Source organism: Clostridium beijerinckii HUN142 (assembly GCF_000621745.1).
Lineage (GTDB): Bacteria > Bacillota > Clostridia > Clostridiales > Clostridiaceae > Clostridium > Clostridium beijerinckii_A.
In genome coordinates, this window is the sequence record NZ_JHXK01000029.1 from 41,263 (window position 1) to 59,801 (window position 18,539).

Below are 18,539 nucleotides of genomic sequence, written 5' to 3' on the forward strand. Positions count from 1 at the left end.
AATTACAAAATATGTTATAATAGATTTATAGTATATTTTTAGGAGGATATTAACATGAAAGTTTTATTAATCTATTCATCTATACATCATGGTAATACTGAAAAAATAGCAAAGGCAATGGGCGAATCTATAAATGCTGATATAATAGAAACAAGAGATTTAAAGATAAATACACTAAATGAATATGATCTAATAGGTTTTGGTTCTGGAATATATTATGGAAAGTTACATAAAAATATTCTTGATTTAATTGACAAGTTACCAACTTTGTCTAATAAAAAAGTATTTGTTTTTTCTACGAGTGGACAGGGTAAAACCAAATATAATGATTTTGTTGAACAAAAGCTAAAAGAAAAAGGGTTTAATGTTGTTGGTAGTTTTGCATGCAAGGGTTATGATACTTTTGGACCATTTAAATTAATTGGTGGAATCGCTAAAGGCAGGCCAAATGATAAGGATTTTCAAAATGCAAAAGATTTTGCTAAAAAACTTATATCTTTATAATATTTTATCATTATTTACAAGCAAAAATAAATAACAGATTGAAATATCGCATTTAGAAAATGTGGTATTTTTTTATGCAGCTTTAAAGTGCGACAATGCGAGTAGGATTATTATATTTATTATAAAGGATTAAGGGGTTTGTAGACAATTATTTACAGGAATGGTAAAATTTAATATATTATTAAAACTTATTAAATTTTAGGGGATATAGGAGAGAAATATGAAAAAATTAAAATTAACAAAAGTAATAGCTAGTACATTAGTAGCAGCTTCAGTATTGGCATTAAATCCAATAGGAGCAAATGCAGAATGGAGACAGGATGCAAAAGGCTGGTGGTATACAGAAGGAAACTCATGGGCTGAAGGTTTCAGAGTAATAGATGGGTATTTATATTTTTTTGATTCAAAAGGCTATATGGATCATGGTAAGCCAAATGATTTTGGAGATAAAGTTGGATTAAATGATGATGGGCAATTTACAAATGTCACAATAAATGGGGCATGGGCTTTTTGTAAATTATCAGGTGAAATAGTAGCATATCTAGGTTCTGACAGCAATGTAGTAATTCCAGATAAAATTGATAATGTTGCAGTAACAAGTATAGGTAATAAGACATTTTATAAACACAATAATATTAAAACTATAATTATTCCTAATAGTGTAAAAAACATAGAAGACTCTGCATTTTATGGCTGTGCAAATTTGGCAAACTTAAATATTCCAGCAAGCGTTCAATCTATAGGGGAAAAAGCATTAATAGGTTGTAGTAGCTTAGCAAATATATCTGTAGATGATAATAATATAAGTTATAAAAGTGTTGATGGAGTGTTATATAGTAAAAACGGAACTAATATACTATGTTATCCTGCTGCAAAAGTAGATAAAAATTATACAATTCCCAGTGGTGTAATAATTATAGGAAATAGTGCGTTTAGTAAATGTACAAATCTAACAAGCATAGAAATTCCTGATAGTGTAAAAACTATAGATTACAGAGCATTTGAAGGGTGTACAGGCTTAACAGAGATAAAAATTCCTGATAGTGTAACAAGTATAGTAAATAGTGCATTTATTGGATGTTCAAACTTAACAAGTGCAAACATTCCAAGTGGTTTGACATCTATAGAACCTAGTATTTTTGCAGGCTGCACTAACTTAACAAGTATGACAATTCCTAACAGTGTAACTCAAATAGGAATGAGTGCATTTGGTGGATGTAAAAATACAAACTTTTATGTAAAGAGTGAAGCAATGAAACAACTTTTACGTAGATCTGGTGTAAATGAAAATAAGATTGTAGTAAGCGTTTAGTCATAAACAATAATTAAATAAATAACTTTATAGAGTGGTTTAAAAGCTGCTCTATTTTTATAAGCAAAAGTTCTATTTCACATATAGATAACCCAACTAAGACATGAACTTATGCATATAACTCGCCGAAATGAATAACATACTTTTGTTCCAGTTTCTAGGTAACTCTGATGGGTGATTCTAAGGCTATAAAGTTGCACCCAAAGTGCTAGCTTCAAAGAACAAGCTTTGAACTAGCACACTTGGAACAACTTATAGCCAAAGAATCACATCCATCAAAATTACCAATGAAACATTCCACAAAAGTATATCACTCATTTCTGGCTGGAATATATTTCATAGTCTAAGTATAGTTTATGATTGTGTCATCTATAGAGTATTTATGAGCAAAGGTATAAAATGCTATTTAAAAATTTCGAAGTGTGGTATTTACAAGATATGTTATAATAAGTGAAAGAAAAAATAGTGATTTGTGGAGGAGAAAGACGATGGTTAGGGTTGCTACTGTAGATGATATTTTGGAAATAGAAAAGATATATAATGAGATTTTGGATTATGAAGAACAAACAGTGTCTTATACAAATTGGCAAAAGGGGCTTTATCCAACAGTTGATTATGCAAGGAGTGCTATTGATAATAATACAATGTTTGTTGGCGAAGACGAAAAAGGAATATATGGATGCGTAGTGCTTAATAGTATTCAACCAAAAGAATATGACAATATTTCGTGGGTTACAAAGGCAAAACCAAGCGAAATTATGGTCATTCATACTTTGTGTATTCGACCTTCTGCAAGTGGAAAAGGTAAAGCAAAAATAATGATGGAATTCATTGAAAAATACGCTAAAGAGCAAGGATATAAAGTTATTCGCCTTGATACTTATGAAGGCAATATTCCAGCTGCAACGCTATATCCTAAGATTGGATATGTTTATGTAGGTACAACAAAATTTCATTTTCAAAATGTAATATGGGAAGATTTGAAGTGCTTTGAAAAATCATTATAGTGCCAAATTCTAATTTATCTGCCATGAAAATAAGTATATATATATAGCAAAAATAATTCTTCATCATAATTCTAAAAATACTGCAAGAGTTTTAGCCGTGATTGTGAATTGTGAAATGTGCACTGTGGATTGCAACATATATATTATAAAAGAAATTGGATGATTCATAAACAAAAGTAGCTAAGTTAAAAAGTAAAAAGGCTGATTAGATATTGATTAAGCAAAGGTGGGGATTTCTATTTTTCCAGATTTTATTAAGCATTATGATTTAATACGTTCAATACTTAGGGACGTTTTTTTGTATGGATGTTTTTCAAAAGGTGACTTAGAAAGTAAAAATCATGGGAGCTCACGAAAAGTTAGTTATGAGATGCGCCGAATTAAACAATATATAGAGAAGGATTTTATTAAGATAGATAAAGATGGAAAGAATAAACTTTTAAGTTTAAGCTATGATGATATTTCAAATACGAAAAACTTTTTAGTCAATACATATTTGAGCAAGAGTTTTACTAAAGCTGATATTATCCTATATTATTATTTGCTTTTAATTTTAAATTATAAAAATAAACCAATGGCCTTTTCAGATATTGAAAATGAACTGGTAAGTGAAGAATTGATTGATTATGAAAATATAAGTAGTAAAACTATAGAAAGAAAGCTTAATGAATTAGCAAATTCTATGGAAATCGTATCAGTTAAGAAGAATGGACGGGTTAAAGAGTATTACATTTCAGAGGATATACTAAAAGAACTTGATAATGAAGAAATTCTAAAGCTTTACAATATAGTGGATTTATATAAAAATATTATTTTTCCTAATGTAAGTGGACATTATTTTTTTGATACACTAAGGGATTATTTAGAATTTGAACGAAATGTAATACCAAAGGATAAGAATTGTTTTCAATATAAAAACCTGCATTTTCATCCTGTAATTGAAGAAGAATTGATTTTGAAAGTTATGAGAGCAATTGAAAATAGGAATGAGATAAGATTTAAAAATGATTGCAAAACCACTCGTGTCAAGATGTATGATAATGAAGTGATTAGGCCTTTTAAGCTTAGATACGATGTTGAATGTGGAAGGTTCTACGTCTTTTCGTTTACTAGCACTGGAAGATGTATTAGTGCTAGGCTTGATAGGAAAGATGATATTGAGGTTTTAAAAACAAGATTTAATTATGAGGAATATGAGGAAAAGTATAAATTAGCTATGGAAAAAAGTTTTTCAAGTGTGCCTCATAACGCTGATACTCCATACGAAGAAGTTGAATTTGAAGTTAATATTGATTCTTTAAATGAATATTATATAGTTGAAAAGATAAAAGGGGAGCTTGGGGATTGCACTTTTGAGAAGATAAGTGATACTAAATATTTATTTAAAAAGATAGTAAATGATTCTTGTGAAATGATTCCGTGGATTAGAAAATATGGTGGCTATTTAAAGGTTATTTCACCTAGATATCTTCATAAGAAAATAAAAAAGGATTGGGAGGATATGCTAAATAATTATGGAGTTATTTCATGAATATAAAAATAAATATTTTCATTTAGTGTTTAGAATTTTAAATCTAGCAAAAAATGGACTTTATAAAGATGAAATTATAAGGCTTATTGAAGACGAGGAGTACGATGAAAAAGTAATAGGAAAAGACTTTAAAACTTTTGAAGGAATGATTTTAAATCGATATGGTAAAGAGGATAATTTCAATTTTTTAGAAGAAAGAGAAGGAAAATATTATAGTATTTTAAATAGTGAAGATAGTATACCTCTTAAAGTCAGATTTTCAAAGCTAGAAAAATCCTGGCTTAATGGAATGATTAAGGAACCAGTAGTACAAGCTTTACTTGGAAAAGAAACCTTAAAAAAATTAGAAACAGCTTTGACAGATATGAAAGAAAAGGGAAGTAATCAAATAATAGAATTTACAAATAAAGTACAAAATGGCTTTGATATTGATTTAGAAAAATTAAGTAAGGATTTCTATACTATTTTGGAAGGTATAATTAATGAGAAGCCTATATTATATTCTAATGTAGATAAAAACGGCAATGAATATAATAACCAATTAGCAATTCCAATTAGAATTGAGTATTCATTAAAAGATGATAAATTTAGAGCATCCCTATATTCTTTAGATGAGAAACGATCTATATTAGTTAATTTACATACCTTAAAGGAAGTTAAAATAGCCAATAATGTAGATTCGAATATAAAAAGAAAAGATGTTCTTAAGAAATTAAAGGAAAAGAAATACTCAGAAGTTCCAATTACAATTGAACTTGAAGATATTAGGGGAGCTATGGAAAGGTGTTTTATGAGTTTTTCTTCATTTGAAAGAAATTCTAGAACCATTTCAAAAAATAAATATGAAATAGATATTTATTATTATACCTTTGAAGAAGATGAGGTTATAAGGAAAATAATGTCCTTAGGTCCATATGTTAAAGTAAAGGCGCCTAATAGGGTTAGAGAGATTATTATTGATAAGATTAAAAGAGCATTTATGTATGAAACAACTTAAGGTATGGAAAATATAAATAAGTTATCTTAATTATATATAATCAAGAAATAGAGCTGGAAGTTAAAAAGACTTCGGGCTCTTTTGTTTTACAGTATATATGCTACTTAAGTGTATTTAGATTATTTTTATTGAGACAGGTGTTTGACATTTTACTGGTACTAATGGATTATAATTCAAAAGATGCAAAGTTTTTGTCTGTAAGAAAATTATAGAAATAATATAATAAGTATTGTAGTCGAGAGGACAAAGCAATAAGGAAGTGAATATTTAAGTTACTTCGTTTTAAATATAGGTGTCACTGGTTCGATTCCAGTCTCATAATTCTTAAAAAAGTTGTGAGTAGCTCAGCAGGTAGAGCACTAATAGATTATACTTAAATAACTTTTCTCCTTATTAAATTGTTGTATTGATGAAAAAATATGGCAGTGTATATTTAAGTTACTTCGTTTTAGGGGTGGTAATATTGGTTCGAATCCAATTGCATATTTTAATATGTATAGTAGAAGGGATAACACACCACCAGAATACTTAAATAGCTTTTTTCTCCATATTTCATAGAGATTAAAATTAGATGTGGCAGCGCATATTTGAGTTACTTCGTAAAAGGAAAATTATAATTAAAATATTAAGTTAAAGGAATGGTTTAAATTTAGAAATAAACAATACAAACTTAATGCTTTAGTAAGATTAAAATAATTCCTAAAGTAACTTTATTTCAGAGAGAAGAGTGATACCATTGGGCTAGCTAAGTGTAAACAACTCAGGTAGATTTACTCCACAATCTAATTAAATTAAGGGAAGTGCATGAAGGTGTTACTTCGGAGTAAAGATAATTGCAATAAAAGCAATGAACACTTTTAGGTTTTCTCCCTTATTGTTTTAAATTTTTTCTTCACAAGTAGGACGCAAAGGATATAAATCAATTTAATTAAAATTGATTTAACATGATGATAAGAGTATTAGTATGGTGCAACTCCATAAGTCATCTGAAAAATATAACTTCATCATTGAAAGGAGCAAATTAAAATGTCAAAATTTAATTTTTTTAAAAACACAACAGTAAATACAGTAAATAAGGAAGGCCATGTGGCTTTTAAAATGGAACTGAAGGAAAAATTAATAACTGAAGTTTTAACAAGTTTCTTTAATGAAGGAAAGTTTTATGGAGATAATTCTTTAGAAATAGTTAATGATTTAAGAAATGTTATTAAGATAGATCCGAAATTTGCAGCAAATTTGGCCATATATGCTAGAAAAGAAATTCATTTACGAAGCATTTCTCATGTTATGGCTGCAGAGCTTGCTCATGATGTGCAGGGAAAGAAGTATGTTAGAAGAGTTTTAAGCGAAATCGTTGAAAGAGTAGATGATATGGCGGAAATTTTAAGTTATTACTTAAATGTATATGGTAAACCAATTCCAAATTCACTCAAGAAAGGTTTAGGTGATTCTTTCATAAGATTTGATGAGTATTCTCTTGCAAAATACAATAGAGCAAAGGAGATTAAACTTAAGGACATAGTAAATTTAGTTCATCCAAAACCAAGTACAGGTAAGCAAAGCGATATGTTTAAGAGATTACTTGAGGATAACTTAGAAACACCATTTACATGGGAAACAATGCTTTCAAGTGAGGGCAATAACAAGAATACTTGGGAAAAATTAATTGATAGCAATAAGCTTGGTTATATGGCTATACTTCGTAATTTGAGAAACATCATTAAAGCTGAACCAGATAATATAGAAAAGGTATATGAAATTTTAGAAAATGAGAATAGAGTTAAAAATAGCAAGCAGCTACCTTTTAGATATTATTCAGCATTTAAAGTATTATCAAATGAAGGATTAGGAACATCAAAAATTTATGATGTATTGGAAAATGCAATCAGATTTTCTACAGACAACATAGAGCGACTTAGTGGTAAGACTTTTATATCAGCTGATGTATCAGGTTCTATGAGAAGTACGCTAAGTAGAAAAAGTGATACTACTTGTGCTGAAATAGGTACTGTTCTTATGGCGATTGCAAATAGCATTTGTGATGAAGCTATAACAAGTACTTTTGATACAAGATTTAAAATAATTCCTTTTGCAGCTACAAATGGAATTATAGCTAATGCAAATTCTATAAGTGTTACAGGCGGAGGGACAAATCTTTCATTGCCAATATATCATTTGTTAGATAATAAAATTTATGTTGATAGAATAATAATTCTATCAGACAACGAAATAAATTATGGATATGCTAGAGTATGCCAAGATTTGATAAATCAATATAGAAAGCAAGTAAATCCTAATGTCTGGGTACATGCAATTGACCTTTTAGGTTACGGCACACAGCAATTTAAAGGAGACAAAGTAAATATAATTGCAGGCTGGAATGAAAAAATACTAGAATTCATACCAAATGTAGAAAATGGTCTTAGCAATATAAAGGACAAGATTGAAGAGTATTATTTTAAGGAAAAATTAGAATTGATTATATAGACAAAAATAGTAAGGGGAAGTGTATATTTAAGTTACTTCGATTTTAACGATAGATGTCACCGGTTCGAACCCGGTCTTATAATTTGGAAAGATTATAAGTAGCTCAGGTGGTAGAGCACTAAATACTTAAATAGTTTTTCTCCCCTTAATTTTAGAGGAGTAATATTTATGATAGAAGTTAGAGGAAAATATAATACTGCAAAAGTATTTACAGATAATATAGAAATAGAAGCAATTGAACAATTAAAAGAATTATGTAATCAGCCTTTTGTAGAGGGCTGTAAGGTTAGAATAATGCCTGATACGCATAAAGGGGCAAGTTGTGTTATTGGATTTACAGCTGATTTGGGTGATAAAGTCATTCCTAATATTGTAGGAGTTGATATTGGATGCGGGATGTTAACTGTAAATTTAGGAATAGTAGATGTTGATTTAGAAAAGCTAGATGAGATTATTCATAAATATATTCCATCAGGAATGAATGTCCATGAAGGAAGAGTAGTTAGATTTCCAGAATTACAAAATTTAAAATGTTATAGGAGCTTGAAAAATACTAAAAGAATTGAGCGAAGTATCGGCACTTTAGGTGGAGGAAATCACTTTATTGAAATAAATGAAAGTGCTGATGGCATAAAGTATCTTGTGATTCACTCAGGAAGCAGAAATTTAGGAACACAAGTGGCTAGCATTTATCAAAATCTTGCAATAGATTTATGCAGTGGTAAAGGTGATTACTTTGTTAAAAGAGAAAAAATAATTAGTGAATATAAAGCTGATGGGCGTAGAAAAGAAATCCAGAAAGCTTTAAAAGATTTAGAAGCACTATATAATGACTTAATGCCAAGCTACCCAAAAGAGTTGTGCTTTTTAAGTGGAGATTATAGGAAGGATTATCTACATGATATGAATATCTGCCAAGAATATGCTGTCTTAAATAGAAACACAATGGCAGATATAATTTTGAAAAAGATGTTTGGAAAAGGCTTTGATGAATTTGAAGCATTTTCTACTACTCATAATTATATAAATTTCAAAGACAATATAATTAGAAAAGGAAGTATTTCAGCCTATGAAGAAGAAAAAGTATTAATTCCCCTTAATATGAGAGATGGAAGCATAATTGCAATAGGGAAAGGTAATCCAGATTGGAATTACTCAGCACCACATGGGGCAGGCCGTATTATGAGCAGGACTAAAGCTAAGGAAAAAGTCAATTTGGAAGAATTTAAGGCTTCAATGGAAGGGATTTTTACAACTTCAGTTACAGAAGCGACAATTGATGAAGCTCCAATGGTGTATAAGCCTAAGGAAGAAATACTTGAAAATATTTCTGAGACTGTTGATATTATTGAAATAATCAAACCAATTTATAATTTTAAAGCTCAAGGGTAATTAGAATATTTAAATCACTGATTTCAAAATTATTTTTTCTAAAATAAGTTAGGAGCTGAGGATAATGATTTGGAGAGATGACGCCTTGTAACGGAGGCGATATAATGTCAAGAAGTTATAAAAAAACACCGGTTTATCAAGATGGATATGGATTAAAGTCTTTATATTGGTATAAGAGGTCTGCAAATAAGAAGATCCGCAGAACCACTGAAATTCATAGTGGAAAATCATATAGGAAGGTTTATGATACTTGGACATTCCGTGATTATGTTTTTAGAGAAACTTTGAATGAATATAAGATTGAACTTGAAAGAGATCTTAAAAGTTGTCTGATAGTTTATGGAAGTTATGATAATTTTCCTAATTATTATAAAAAAAGGCTTGATGATAAAGATTTTAGGTTATGGAAAAAGATTTATTATTGGAAATAATTATTTTAGCATTACCTTATGTGTATAATGTAATGCTAAAATGCAATTTATAAGTATCATAGATGAAGTGTATAGATGAATAATAATTTATTGGATTACATATTTAACTGTTGGGAGGGACTGAGTATGGATAAAGTAATACAAGCTCAATTAAGAGATATAGAAGAAAAAAATAATGTAAAAATACTATATGCAATAGAGTCAGGAAGTCGAGGCTGGGGATTTGAATCTAAGGATAGTGATTTTGATGTGAGATTTATTTATATACATCCAGTTGAATGGTATTTAAGTGTATTTGAAGGCCCTGATATTATTGAAATACCTGTAGATGAGGTGCTAGATGTTAATGGATGGGATCTTCGAAAAGCATTAAAACTAATGTACAGGTCAAATGCATCTTTATTAGAATGGCTATCATCGCCAATTACCTACAGGCAAAATCAAGAGCTTGTAAAAGAATTAAGACAGGTGGCAGAAAAGTACTTTTCACCAATATCAGTCACATACCATTATATAAATATTGCAAAGAAAAGCTTTGATGGATTGGAAGGCCTAAATAATGTTAACATCAAAAAGCTTTTTTATGTTATTAGGCCAATTTTATCATGTATGTGGATAGAGAATTTCAATACAATTCCACCTATGAATTTACAAGCAATGATGAAAGAAGTTAAAATGGATGACAAAGTCAAGACGATAATAGAAGAACTTGTTACTATCAAAGCTGATAGGATAGAGTCAGACACGATAAAACAACCTACAGAATTAATGGAATTCTTAAGAGACAAGCTAGAATATTATTATAGTTATGCAAAAAATATTAGAACTGAAAAAGAAAGAGATTCTAGTATCCTAAATGAATTTTTCTATAAGACTATTAAAGAATATAGTGGTGATATAGAATGAATAAAGTAACAAAGGAAATTTTAAATAAAGAGGAATATAAATTTATACATTCAAATGAAAACTTAGGAGAAAACATAATATACTTAACACTTTCAGGGTCAATTGGATATGGTACTAATATAGATAATAGTGATGTAGATTTACGAGGAATTACAATTGAAAGAAAAGAAAATATATATGGATTTCAAAGTTTTGAACAATTTGAAGATACAGCAACTGATACTGTTATATATGGACTTAGGAAATTTGTTTCATTAGCATTAAAGGGAAATCCTAATATTCTTGAATTATTAGGTACTAAGGATGAGCATATTATATATATGAATAAATATGGGGAGGCATTACGTAAAAATAGAGGGTTGTTCTTATCAAAAAGAGTGATACACACTTTTGGTAATTATGCTACTGCACAATTAAGAAGACTGCAAAATGCCTTAGCAAGGGATGAGTATCCGAAGGAAGAAAAGGAGAAGCATATACTTAATACAATAAATAATCAAATGAATCATTTTTCATCTAATTATACAGAGTTTCCAAAGGGGAGTATAAAATTATATATTGATAAATCTGATAAAAAGGAAGCAGAGATATTAATGGACATTCATATAGATAAGTATTCTTTAAGAGATTTTAAAAGTATATACTCAGAAATGAGTAATATTGTTCACGATTATGATAAGCTTAATCATAGGAATAGAAAAAAAGATGAGGGGAAGCTCTTAAAACATGCTATGCACTTAATAAGGCTCCTAATTATGGGAACAGAAATATTAAAAACTCATGAAATCAACACTTATCGAGAGAAAGAACATGATTTATTAATGGATATCAGAAAAGGCAAGTATAGTTATGATGAATTGTTTAAGTTAGTCGAGTTATATGATTTTAATTTTAAAGAAGCATCAGTTAATACTACATTGCCTAAAGAACCAGATGAGAGGAAAGTTGAAGAATTATTGATTTCTTTGTATGAGAGATATTATAATGGTACAAGAAAAATTATTAAGTAGATAAGTTAGTTTAAATCAGTAAAATAGATTTAGCCAGAATGAGTATATAGATTAGTTTGAGAAGGTATGATACTTGTTTATAATGATTTAGAGATAATTTATAGTTTGATTTTAATATTTATCTTGTTCAGTTAAAACAAATTTATATTAATAGTGTTATTAGAAAGGTAAAAGATGGACATAGCTATATTGAGTATATAAGTTTAATATTGAACTTATGAAAAGTATTTAAAATTTAAAATGGATGTTTATAGTTGTTAATTAAAAAAACTGAAGGATCTTTAGGAGGTAAAATTCTATGGAAAAATACACAAGAGAAGAATTGGTAGATGCACTAAAAGTTGTGTCTTCAACTATTAATAATTGTGAAAAAGCGCAGCTAAAATTTGCAGAAGGTACCTCACAACATACACTTCTTAATAATAGGTTAAAAGCTCTATACATTTCAAAATCGTTAATAACATATGAAGATATTATGGATAAATATACAAAAGAAGAATTAATAGAAGCACTACCACCTGTAGCTTCTATTATTAGTAAATGTGAGAAGGCTCAGCTAAAATTTGAGGAGGGGACATCTCATCATACTCGCCTTAAAAATATCATAAATGCAATGTATATTTCAAAATCGTTAATAACAGATGAAATTACTAAAAGAGATAGCAAGATTTGATATTATTTTCATATGGTGGAGTGATCTGTAAAGCTTACATAACAAATAAAAATGTTTTTTAAATTAACTAATGTGTTACCTTAAATTGTGTTATAATAGGAATATATTTACAAGGGTGAATGTTAAATAGAATTTATAAAAGCACAAAGTTAGGGGAGAAATAAATACATGAAATATATAAACAATTGCAAAACAGTAGATAAACTGAAAAATATAATTTTAATAGCAATTATTTTCATTAGTTTTTTTATTATTTCATCTAATGTAAAAGCAGCAACTCTTACAAGTGATCAAACATCAAATTCTAAAATCGGATGGATAATTGATGGGAAGAAGATTAAATCAGGTAGCTTATCAACAGACTATAATACTGAACAAGTGTTAAATGATATAAATAAGTTTCAATTGAATACCTTAAATATACCTGTAATGATAGATGTAGATAATATTTCTTCGAGTAGTATGATAGTTGATAAAACAAGCGAAGAAAAGGCAATTAATTTAATTAAACAATTAAAGAATACAAATGCAAATATAAATGTGATATTAGAGCCATATCCTTGGATAGAGCAGGGGATAAAGGCTGAAACTGAATGGAAACCTAATAACATGAATGCTTTCTTTTTAAATTGGAAGACTAATGTATTAAAGACATTGATGACTGATATTGCAGTGCCATATAATGTAACAGCCCTAAACATAGGAAGTAATCTAGTTAACATGGAATCAGAAGAAAACAATTGGTGTGATACGATAGATTACGTTAGAACATATTATAAAGGATTGGTAACATACAGAACAAATAAATGGGATACTGCTTCATGGGCTCCTGACAGTATTACTGCATATAATAACAAGTTAAATAATAAGTTATTTTCAAAAGTAGACTTTATTTCTATAGCAGCTTATTTCGAACTTACAAATAATCCTACAAATACAGTTGAAAATCTTACAAGCGCAATAGAAAATTCTCAGATAGATTTTAATGGACAAGTTAGACACCAAAATATAAAACAAGAAATAAAAAACTTCTATGATAAATGGAATAAGCCTATTTTCTTTGGAGAACTTGGCTTTCCTAAATTTGATTATGCATCATATGAGCCTTGGAATTGGAATCCATATAAGAATAATAATATTAATAACGTTGAGCAAGCTAATTGTTTTGAAGCCTATAGAAGAGAGTTTCAAGACGAACCTTGGTTTTTAGGATTTTCCATATTTGCAGTGGGTGAACAAAGTAATGACAAACATTATTATCCTAGTCAAGAAAGTACAGAAGTTATAAAGAAATGGTATAGCAATGGACAATAAATTATTTTATACAGTTATAAAAATAAATAGTAAATTGAAGTATCACGTATCATATGATATGTGATACTTTTTGTTATAGATTCAATTAAAAGTTACGTTGAACAAGAGGTGTAGACAATGGCAAATAAAACAGAAAGTATAATATTTAGAAGTCTAATAATGTTATATTGTTAAAAAATGCTATAATAGAAATATAATTGCAATAGGTTTATAGAATCTGCTTTTATGGCATGTAATGAAAAAGGATCATTTTTTGATTACTGTAATGTTAGTTATAGCTAAATGTTATTGAAGATTTAATAGTGCGGTGTTTATAGTGAGAAGCTAATATATTACGAATGGGGGAATTTACATGAAAATATTAGTTTATGGAGCTGGTGTTTTAGGAAGTTATTTGGCTCATGTATTGATACGCGGAGGCAATGATGTTACATTGCTTGCTAGAAACGAACGTTTTAAAGAATTGAAGAATAATGGACTTATTATTCGCCATTATATACAGTGTAAAACTACCACTGACAAAGTAAAAGTAATAGATTTTCTTCCTTCAAATGAAGTGTATGAAATAATATTTGTAGTAATGCAATATACACATTTAAATTCAATATTACCATGTCTTTCAAATAATAAAAGTTCTAATATTATATTTGTTGGTAATAATGCAGATCCCCATGCAATTAAGAATTATATGCTAAAAAATAGCTGTAATGAAAAACATATTGCTTTTGGGTTCCAAAGTACTGGCGGAAGACGTGAAAATGGAAAAGTTATTTGCGTGCGTATAATCGGACAAATGGAGTTAGGTGGATTAGATGGTAACTTATCATGGAAAAACATTATAGATAGGGCTTTTAAAAACACAAAATATAAATTAACTTATTTTGATGATATGGATTCGTGGCTTAAAAGTCATATTGCTCTAATTATGCCTCTTTGTTATGCTTCATATGCATGTGATGGAGATTTACATAAAGTAGCTAAAAGCAAAAAACTTTTAAATCAAATTATTAAAGCAATCGATGAAGGATATAAAGTATTAGAATCGCTTGGTTACTCCATTTTACCTAAAAATGAAGAAAATTTTGTTAGAAGGAAATCATATATGTTCTATCTATTATTGAAAGTTACTATGATAACACCTATGGGCAGACTAGCAATAAGTGATCATGCTATGTCAGCAGTTAATGAGATGTTCATGCTGAATGATGCATTCAATATATTAAAGCAAAAATCAAATATTTCAACGCCAAATTGGGATGAACTCCAAAGTCATTTAGAAAAAAATCGTAACAAAGAAACTTGCATCAATTAATAATAGATATGGGGAGATCTGAGCATGAAGAAAAAAATACTTTTAATAACACCAGAAAATGAGGAAATTAACAGATTTAGAAAAAGTCAATTTAACAATTTTATTCAGATAACTATGCCATACTTAGCAGCTTTTATAGATGAAAATAAATATGAAATAACGCTAGTTGATGAATATAATCAAAAAGTTCCTTTTGAAGAAAAATTTAATTTGGTTGCAATAACGGTAAATACATCAAATGCTACCCATTGTTATGATATATCTAAGAAGTTTATGGATAAAAATATTAAAGTTGTGATGGGTGGTCCTCATGCAACATTATTACCAGAAGAGGTAAAGAAACATTGCGATTATATAATGGTGGGAGAAGGCGAAATTATATGGCCGGAATTTTTAGAAGATTTCTTTGAGGATAAAGCGAGACCAGAATATATTTGCGAAGAAGTACCTAATCTAAAAAATATGCCGATAGCAAGGAGAGACCTAATTCATAAAAGATACTTTACAAAAGGGGCAATTATTTCTTCAAGAGGATGTCCTTATAATTGTAGTTATTGCAATTTAAAGCAAATTTATTGTGAACCGTTTAGGACAAGACCTATTAAAGAAGTTATTTCTGAGATAAAGACAATGAAAAGTAAGTTTTTTGTATTTTGGGATGATAATTTTTTTGGGGATATAAATTTTGTAAAAGAATTACTGATAGAATTGAAAAAGCTTAATAAAAAGTGGGCAGCACAAGTAACATTAGAGAGATGTAAAGATGATGAATTATTAAAATTAGCTAGAGAGGCTGGCTGCGTATATTTTTTTGTAGGAATAGAATCTTTTTCACAGGATAGTTTGGGAAGTGTAAATAAAGGTATAAATGATGTAAATAAATATAAAAGTATAATAGATAAAATCCATAATAATGGAATTTGCGTACAAGCAGGAATAATATTTGGATTTGATACAGATAAAAAGGATGTATTCAAGAAAACACTAGATGCTTGCAATGAGCTAGGGATAGATGGAGCTACTGTAAGTATATTAACGCCTCTGCCTAAAACACCAGTATACTCGAAATTAAAAGAAGAAAATAGATTAATAACAGAGGATTGGAGCTATTACAATGGAAAAACTAGAGTAGCTTTTATTCCTAAAAATATGAGTGCAGAAGAACTGTTTGAAGGTTACATGTGGTTTAGGAGAGAGTTTTATTCTTTAAAATCTATTTATAAGAGAATAAGAAAATCTAAAACAAACATACTCTATAACTTAATTGTAAATTTAGGATATAAGATGAGTCTTAGGGGCACAAAAAATAATTTGGAGGATAGTAAATAATTATCTAAAAATAACTGATTGATATATAAGATTTACTATCATTAGCTAAAAGATAAATTGTAATTTGTAGGGTAGTTTAAACTGCTAATTGTTTAAGAAGAAAGAGGTGTAATTATGAAAATGCATGATAAATGCTTGCCGTGTATGGTCAACCAAGTTATCAAAGTGGCAAATATTACAGGTGTTAATAACAAGGAAATGTTATTGAAGGAAGTTTTTACATATCTCGGTAAAATGGATTTTGAGGCAACTACACCAGAAATTATTGGAGAAATTTTTGGCATGATAAAAAAACATACTAATAATCCAGGCCCATATAAAGAAACTAGAAATTACTATAATACATTATTTTTGAAACTGTTACCTGAATTTGAGAGGAAGATCGAGCAAGCTGAAAATTCGTTTGAATTAGCAGTAAGGTATGCAATTGTTGGTAATATCATAGATTTCAATCCTATTCACAATACATTATTAGAGGATATATTTGATTATTTTGAAAGAATGGAGCAGTTGGAACTTGCAATAGATGATTCTAAAGAGCTAGCGGAAGATATTTTAAATTCAAAAACATTATTATACTTAGGTGATAATTGTGGAGAAATATGTATGGACAAGATTCTTTTAAGAAAAATAAAAGAACTGAATCCTAATGTTAAAATATTCTTTGGGTTACGAGGTAAACCTGTTGTAAATGACTCTATAGCTGAAGACGCATATGCTGTGGGAATTGATGAATACGCAGAGGTTATTGATGATGGGGATGGCTCTCTTGGGACTGTTTTAAATAGGACAAGTCATGAGTTTAAAGAAGCCTATAAAAAGGCTGATGTAGTAATTGCTAAAGGGCAAGCTAACTATGAATGCTTGAGTGAAGAAAAGAAAAAGATCTATTTTCTGTTAATGACTAAATGTGATGTGATTGCAAATGATATTGGTGCTCCGGAAAAGAAAATGATTTGTATGAAAAACAAATTTTAAAGAAGCACTCAACAATTTATTAATATAATCTACATAGTACATGGACTTGATAGGATAGGATGTTACTTGAGATTCAATAATGTAATATCAACATTATATGATATAATTGAAATTAAAGTAATTATTTTACAGGGGGTGTGTAATGAATAGTCTAATAGCACAAATAATCCCATTCATTGTATTTAGAGTTCTAATATTAATCTTATGTGTGTTAGGAATATATGCTCTTGTCTTATTAATTAAGGCTCTAAAGATCTATATTAAAAAGAATTCTTAGTTCTATACATAAATGAGACAAGCGTTAATTAAGAAAAATTTACAGATACTTAATTGAAAATCTATCAATTTTAGGATAAAAGATAAAACAAATTTATAGATTAATTATGGAGAACAATGAGGAGAAGTCATTAATTCAATTTATGAGGAATTAGTTAGTAATGTTTTATTATATAAAAGCAGAGATGTAAGGAGAAAGATATTATGGAAAATAAAAATGGAAATCTATTAATGGCTCCGCTATGGCTAATGTATCCTGAAATCCCAAATGGAAGCATTGGATGGAGAATGGGATATGGTGAAGCATACGCTATGGATTTTTATTTATGGTTTAATAGATTAGAAGAGGAAGAGAAGAAAGAGTATACAGAAATGTTTCCGGAGCCTAAAAGATGGGAAATAGAAGATAATATTTATGAATACAATAATTATTGGACATACACTTGGCAAAAAGATGGCAAGCCTGAATATGATTTAAATAGTCTTATTTCAGATTATAAAGATGGAAAGAACTTTGAATATATTTATTTCTGGGGACATCATCCTAAAAAAGACGGAGGTATTACAAAGTCTTGCTTTAGCCAGTGGTGGAAGAGCAGATTCAAGATTGGACATATGGAATATTTATTTATGGAACAATATATGATGGCAGAAAAAGCTAGATTTTTTGGAGATAAAGAAATAGAAGAAAAAATTATGAATAGTATTGATCCTAAGGAAATAAAGAGCTTTGGACGTAAAGTAAGAGGTTTTGATGAAGAAATTTGGAATAGAGCTAAATATTCAATTGTCATAAATGGAAATTATAATAAGTTCATACAAAATGAAAGATTAAAAACATTTCTTCTCTCCACAGGAGATAAAATATTAGTAGAGGCAAGTCCATATGATAATGTCTGGGGAATACAGATGTCTGAGGAGGATATTAATATCAAAAATCCAGAATTATGGCGTGGGGAAAATTTACTTGGATTTGCGCTAATGGAAGTTAGAAATGAAATAAAAAGAGTATGTAAAAATAGCAATATGATTGATTGGGTTTCGTTGCATAAGAGATATAGTTAATGTAGTACAGTATGT

At 28.8% G+C, this 18,539-nt stretch carries 16 protein-coding genes; all 16 read left to right on the forward strand.

The features are described from left to right. The first annotated feature begins 54 nt into the window (after nt 1-54). Entirely contained in the window at nt 55-504 is a 450-nt protein-coding gene (locus tag T483_RS0113655; protein WP_026887364.1) for a flavodoxin family protein, read from the forward strand. A 220-nt stretch (nt 505-724) separates the two neighbouring features. Continuing rightward, entirely contained in the window at nt 725-1,816 is a 1,092-nt protein-coding gene (locus T483_RS0113660; RefSeq protein WP_026887365.1) for a leucine-rich repeat domain-containing protein, read from the forward strand. A 488-nt stretch (nt 1,817-2,304) separates the two neighbouring features. Next, nucleotides 2,305-2,823 (forward strand): GNAT family N-acetyltransferase, encoded by a 519-nt coding sequence (locus T483_RS0113665; RefSeq protein ID WP_026887366.1) that lies wholly within the window; start codon nt 2,305-2,307, stop codon nt 2,821-2,823. Nucleotides 2,824-3,049: 226 nt separating this feature from the next. Continuing rightward, on the forward strand, nt 3,050-4,354 hold the full coding sequence (locus T483_RS0113670) for a helix-turn-helix transcriptional regulator (protein ID WP_026887367.1): 1,305 nt from the start codon (nt 3,050-3,052) through the stop codon (nt 4,352-4,354). Then, the gene (locus T483_RS0113675; RefSeq protein ID WP_026887368.1) at nt 4,338-5,351 is read left to right on the forward strand and encodes a WYL domain-containing protein; all 1,014 of its coding nucleotides are present in this window, start codon (nt 4,338-4,340) and stop codon (nt 5,349-5,351) included. The genes T483_RS0113670 and T483_RS0113675 overlap by 17 nt, the downstream gene beginning before the upstream one ends. A 1,026-nt stretch (nt 5,352-6,377) precedes the next feature. Beyond that, on the forward strand, nt 6,378-7,838 hold the full coding sequence (locus tag T483_RS0113680) for a TROVE domain-containing protein (RefSeq protein ID WP_026887369.1): 1,461 nt from the start codon (nt 6,378-6,380) through the stop codon (nt 7,836-7,838). Between the two features lie 168 nt (nt 7,839-8,006). Beyond that, entirely contained in the window at nt 8,007-9,230 is a 1,224-nt protein-coding gene (locus tag T483_RS0113685; protein ID WP_026887370.1) for an RNA-splicing ligase RtcB, read from the forward strand. Between the two features lie 104 nt (nt 9,231-9,334). After that, nucleotides 9,335-9,661 (forward strand): hypothetical protein, encoded by a 327-nt coding sequence (locus T483_RS0113690; protein ID WP_026887371.1) that lies wholly within the window; start codon nt 9,335-9,337, stop codon nt 9,659-9,661. A gap of 126 nt (nt 9,662-9,787) precedes the next feature. Then, a complete protein-coding gene (locus tag T483_RS0113695; RefSeq protein ID WP_026887372.1) occupies nt 9,788-10,567 on the forward strand; it encodes a nucleotidyltransferase domain-containing protein in 780 nt (259 codons plus the stop codon). Then, a complete protein-coding gene (locus tag T483_RS0113700; RefSeq protein ID WP_026887373.1) occupies nt 10,564-11,577 on the forward strand; it encodes a nucleotidyltransferase domain-containing protein in 1,014 nt (337 codons plus the stop codon). The genes T483_RS0113695 and T483_RS0113700 overlap by 4 nt, the downstream gene beginning before the upstream one ends. A 298-nt stretch (nt 11,578-11,875) precedes the next feature. Then, entirely contained in the window at nt 11,876-12,250 is a 375-nt protein-coding gene (locus T483_RS0113705) for a hypothetical protein (protein WP_026887374.1), read from the forward strand. Nucleotides 12,251-12,418: 168 nt separating this feature from the next. Then, nucleotides 12,419-13,564 (forward strand): glycoside hydrolase family 113, encoded by a 1,146-nt coding sequence (locus tag T483_RS0113710; RefSeq protein ID WP_026887375.1) that lies wholly within the window; start codon nt 12,419-12,421, stop codon nt 13,562-13,564. A gap of 352 nt (nt 13,565-13,916) precedes the next feature. Then, complete coding sequence (locus T483_RS29140) at nt 13,917-14,876, forward strand: ketopantoate reductase family protein (RefSeq protein ID WP_035790185.1); 960 nt, start codon at nt 13,917-13,919, stop codon at nt 14,874-14,876. 24 nt (nt 14,877-14,900) lie between these two features. Continuing rightward, on the forward strand, nt 14,901-16,205 hold the full coding sequence (locus T483_RS0113720) for a B12-binding domain-containing radical SAM protein (RefSeq protein ID WP_026887376.1): 1,305 nt from the start codon (nt 14,901-14,903) through the stop codon (nt 16,203-16,205). A gap of 114 nt (nt 16,206-16,319) precedes the next feature. Then, nucleotides 16,320-17,183 (forward strand): damage-control phosphatase ARMT1 family protein, encoded by an 864-nt coding sequence (locus T483_RS0113725; protein WP_026887377.1) that lies wholly within the window; start codon nt 16,320-16,322, stop codon nt 17,181-17,183. Nucleotides 17,184-17,663: 480 nt separating this feature from the next. Then, entirely contained in the window at nt 17,664-18,524 is an 861-nt protein-coding gene (locus tag T483_RS0113735; protein WP_026887378.1) for an NADAR family protein, read from the forward strand. Nucleotides 18,525-18,539 lie beyond the last annotated feature (15 nt).

Bases quoted from the DNA above. Each gene is read 5' to 3' on its own strand.
- T483_RS0113655 (WP_026887364.1), top strand. From the start codon at position 55: ATGAAAGTTTTATTAATCTATTCATCTATACATCATGGTAATACTGAA.
- T483_RS0113660 (WP_026887365.1), top strand. From the start codon at position 725: ATGAAAAAATTAAAATTAACAAAAGTAATAGCTAGTACATTAGTAGCA.
- T483_RS0113665 (WP_026887366.1), top strand. From the start codon at position 2,305: ATGGTTAGGGTTGCTACTGTAGATGATATTTTGGAAATAGAAAAGATA.
- T483_RS0113675 (WP_026887368.1), top strand. From the start codon at position 4,338: ATGGAGTTATTTCATGAATATAAAAATAAATATTTTCATTTAGTGTTT.
- T483_RS0113680 (WP_026887369.1), top strand. From the start codon at position 6,378: ATGTCAAAATTTAATTTTTTTAAAAACACAACAGTAAATACAGTAAAT.
- T483_RS0113685 (WP_026887370.1), top strand. From the start codon at position 8,007: ATGATAGAAGTTAGAGGAAAATATAATACTGCAAAAGTATTTACAGAT.
- T483_RS0113690 (WP_026887371.1), top strand. From the start codon at position 9,335: ATGTCAAGAAGTTATAAAAAAACACCGGTTTATCAAGATGGATATGGA.
- T483_RS0113695 (WP_026887372.1), top strand. From the start codon at position 9,788: ATGGATAAAGTAATACAAGCTCAATTAAGAGATATAGAAGAAAAAAAT.
- T483_RS0113700 (WP_026887373.1), top strand. From the start codon at position 10,564: ATGAATAAAGTAACAAAGGAAATTTTAAATAAAGAGGAATATAAATTT.
- T483_RS0113705 (WP_026887374.1), top strand. From the start codon at position 11,876: ATGGAAAAATACACAAGAGAAGAATTGGTAGATGCACTAAAAGTTGTG.
- T483_RS0113710 (WP_026887375.1), top strand. From the start codon at position 12,419: ATGAAATATATAAACAATTGCAAAACAGTAGATAAACTGAAAAATATA.
- T483_RS29140 (WP_035790185.1), top strand. From the start codon at position 13,917: ATGAAAATATTAGTTTATGGAGCTGGTGTTTTAGGAAGTTATTTGGCT.
- T483_RS0113720 (WP_026887376.1), top strand. From the start codon at position 14,901: ATGAAGAAAAAAATACTTTTAATAACACCAGAAAATGAGGAAATTAAC.
- T483_RS0113725 (WP_026887377.1), top strand. From the start codon at position 16,320: ATGAAAATGCATGATAAATGCTTGCCGTGTATGGTCAACCAAGTTATC.
- T483_RS0113735 (WP_026887378.1), top strand. From the start codon at position 17,664: ATGGAAAATAAAAATGGAAATCTATTAATGGCTCCGCTATGGCTAATG.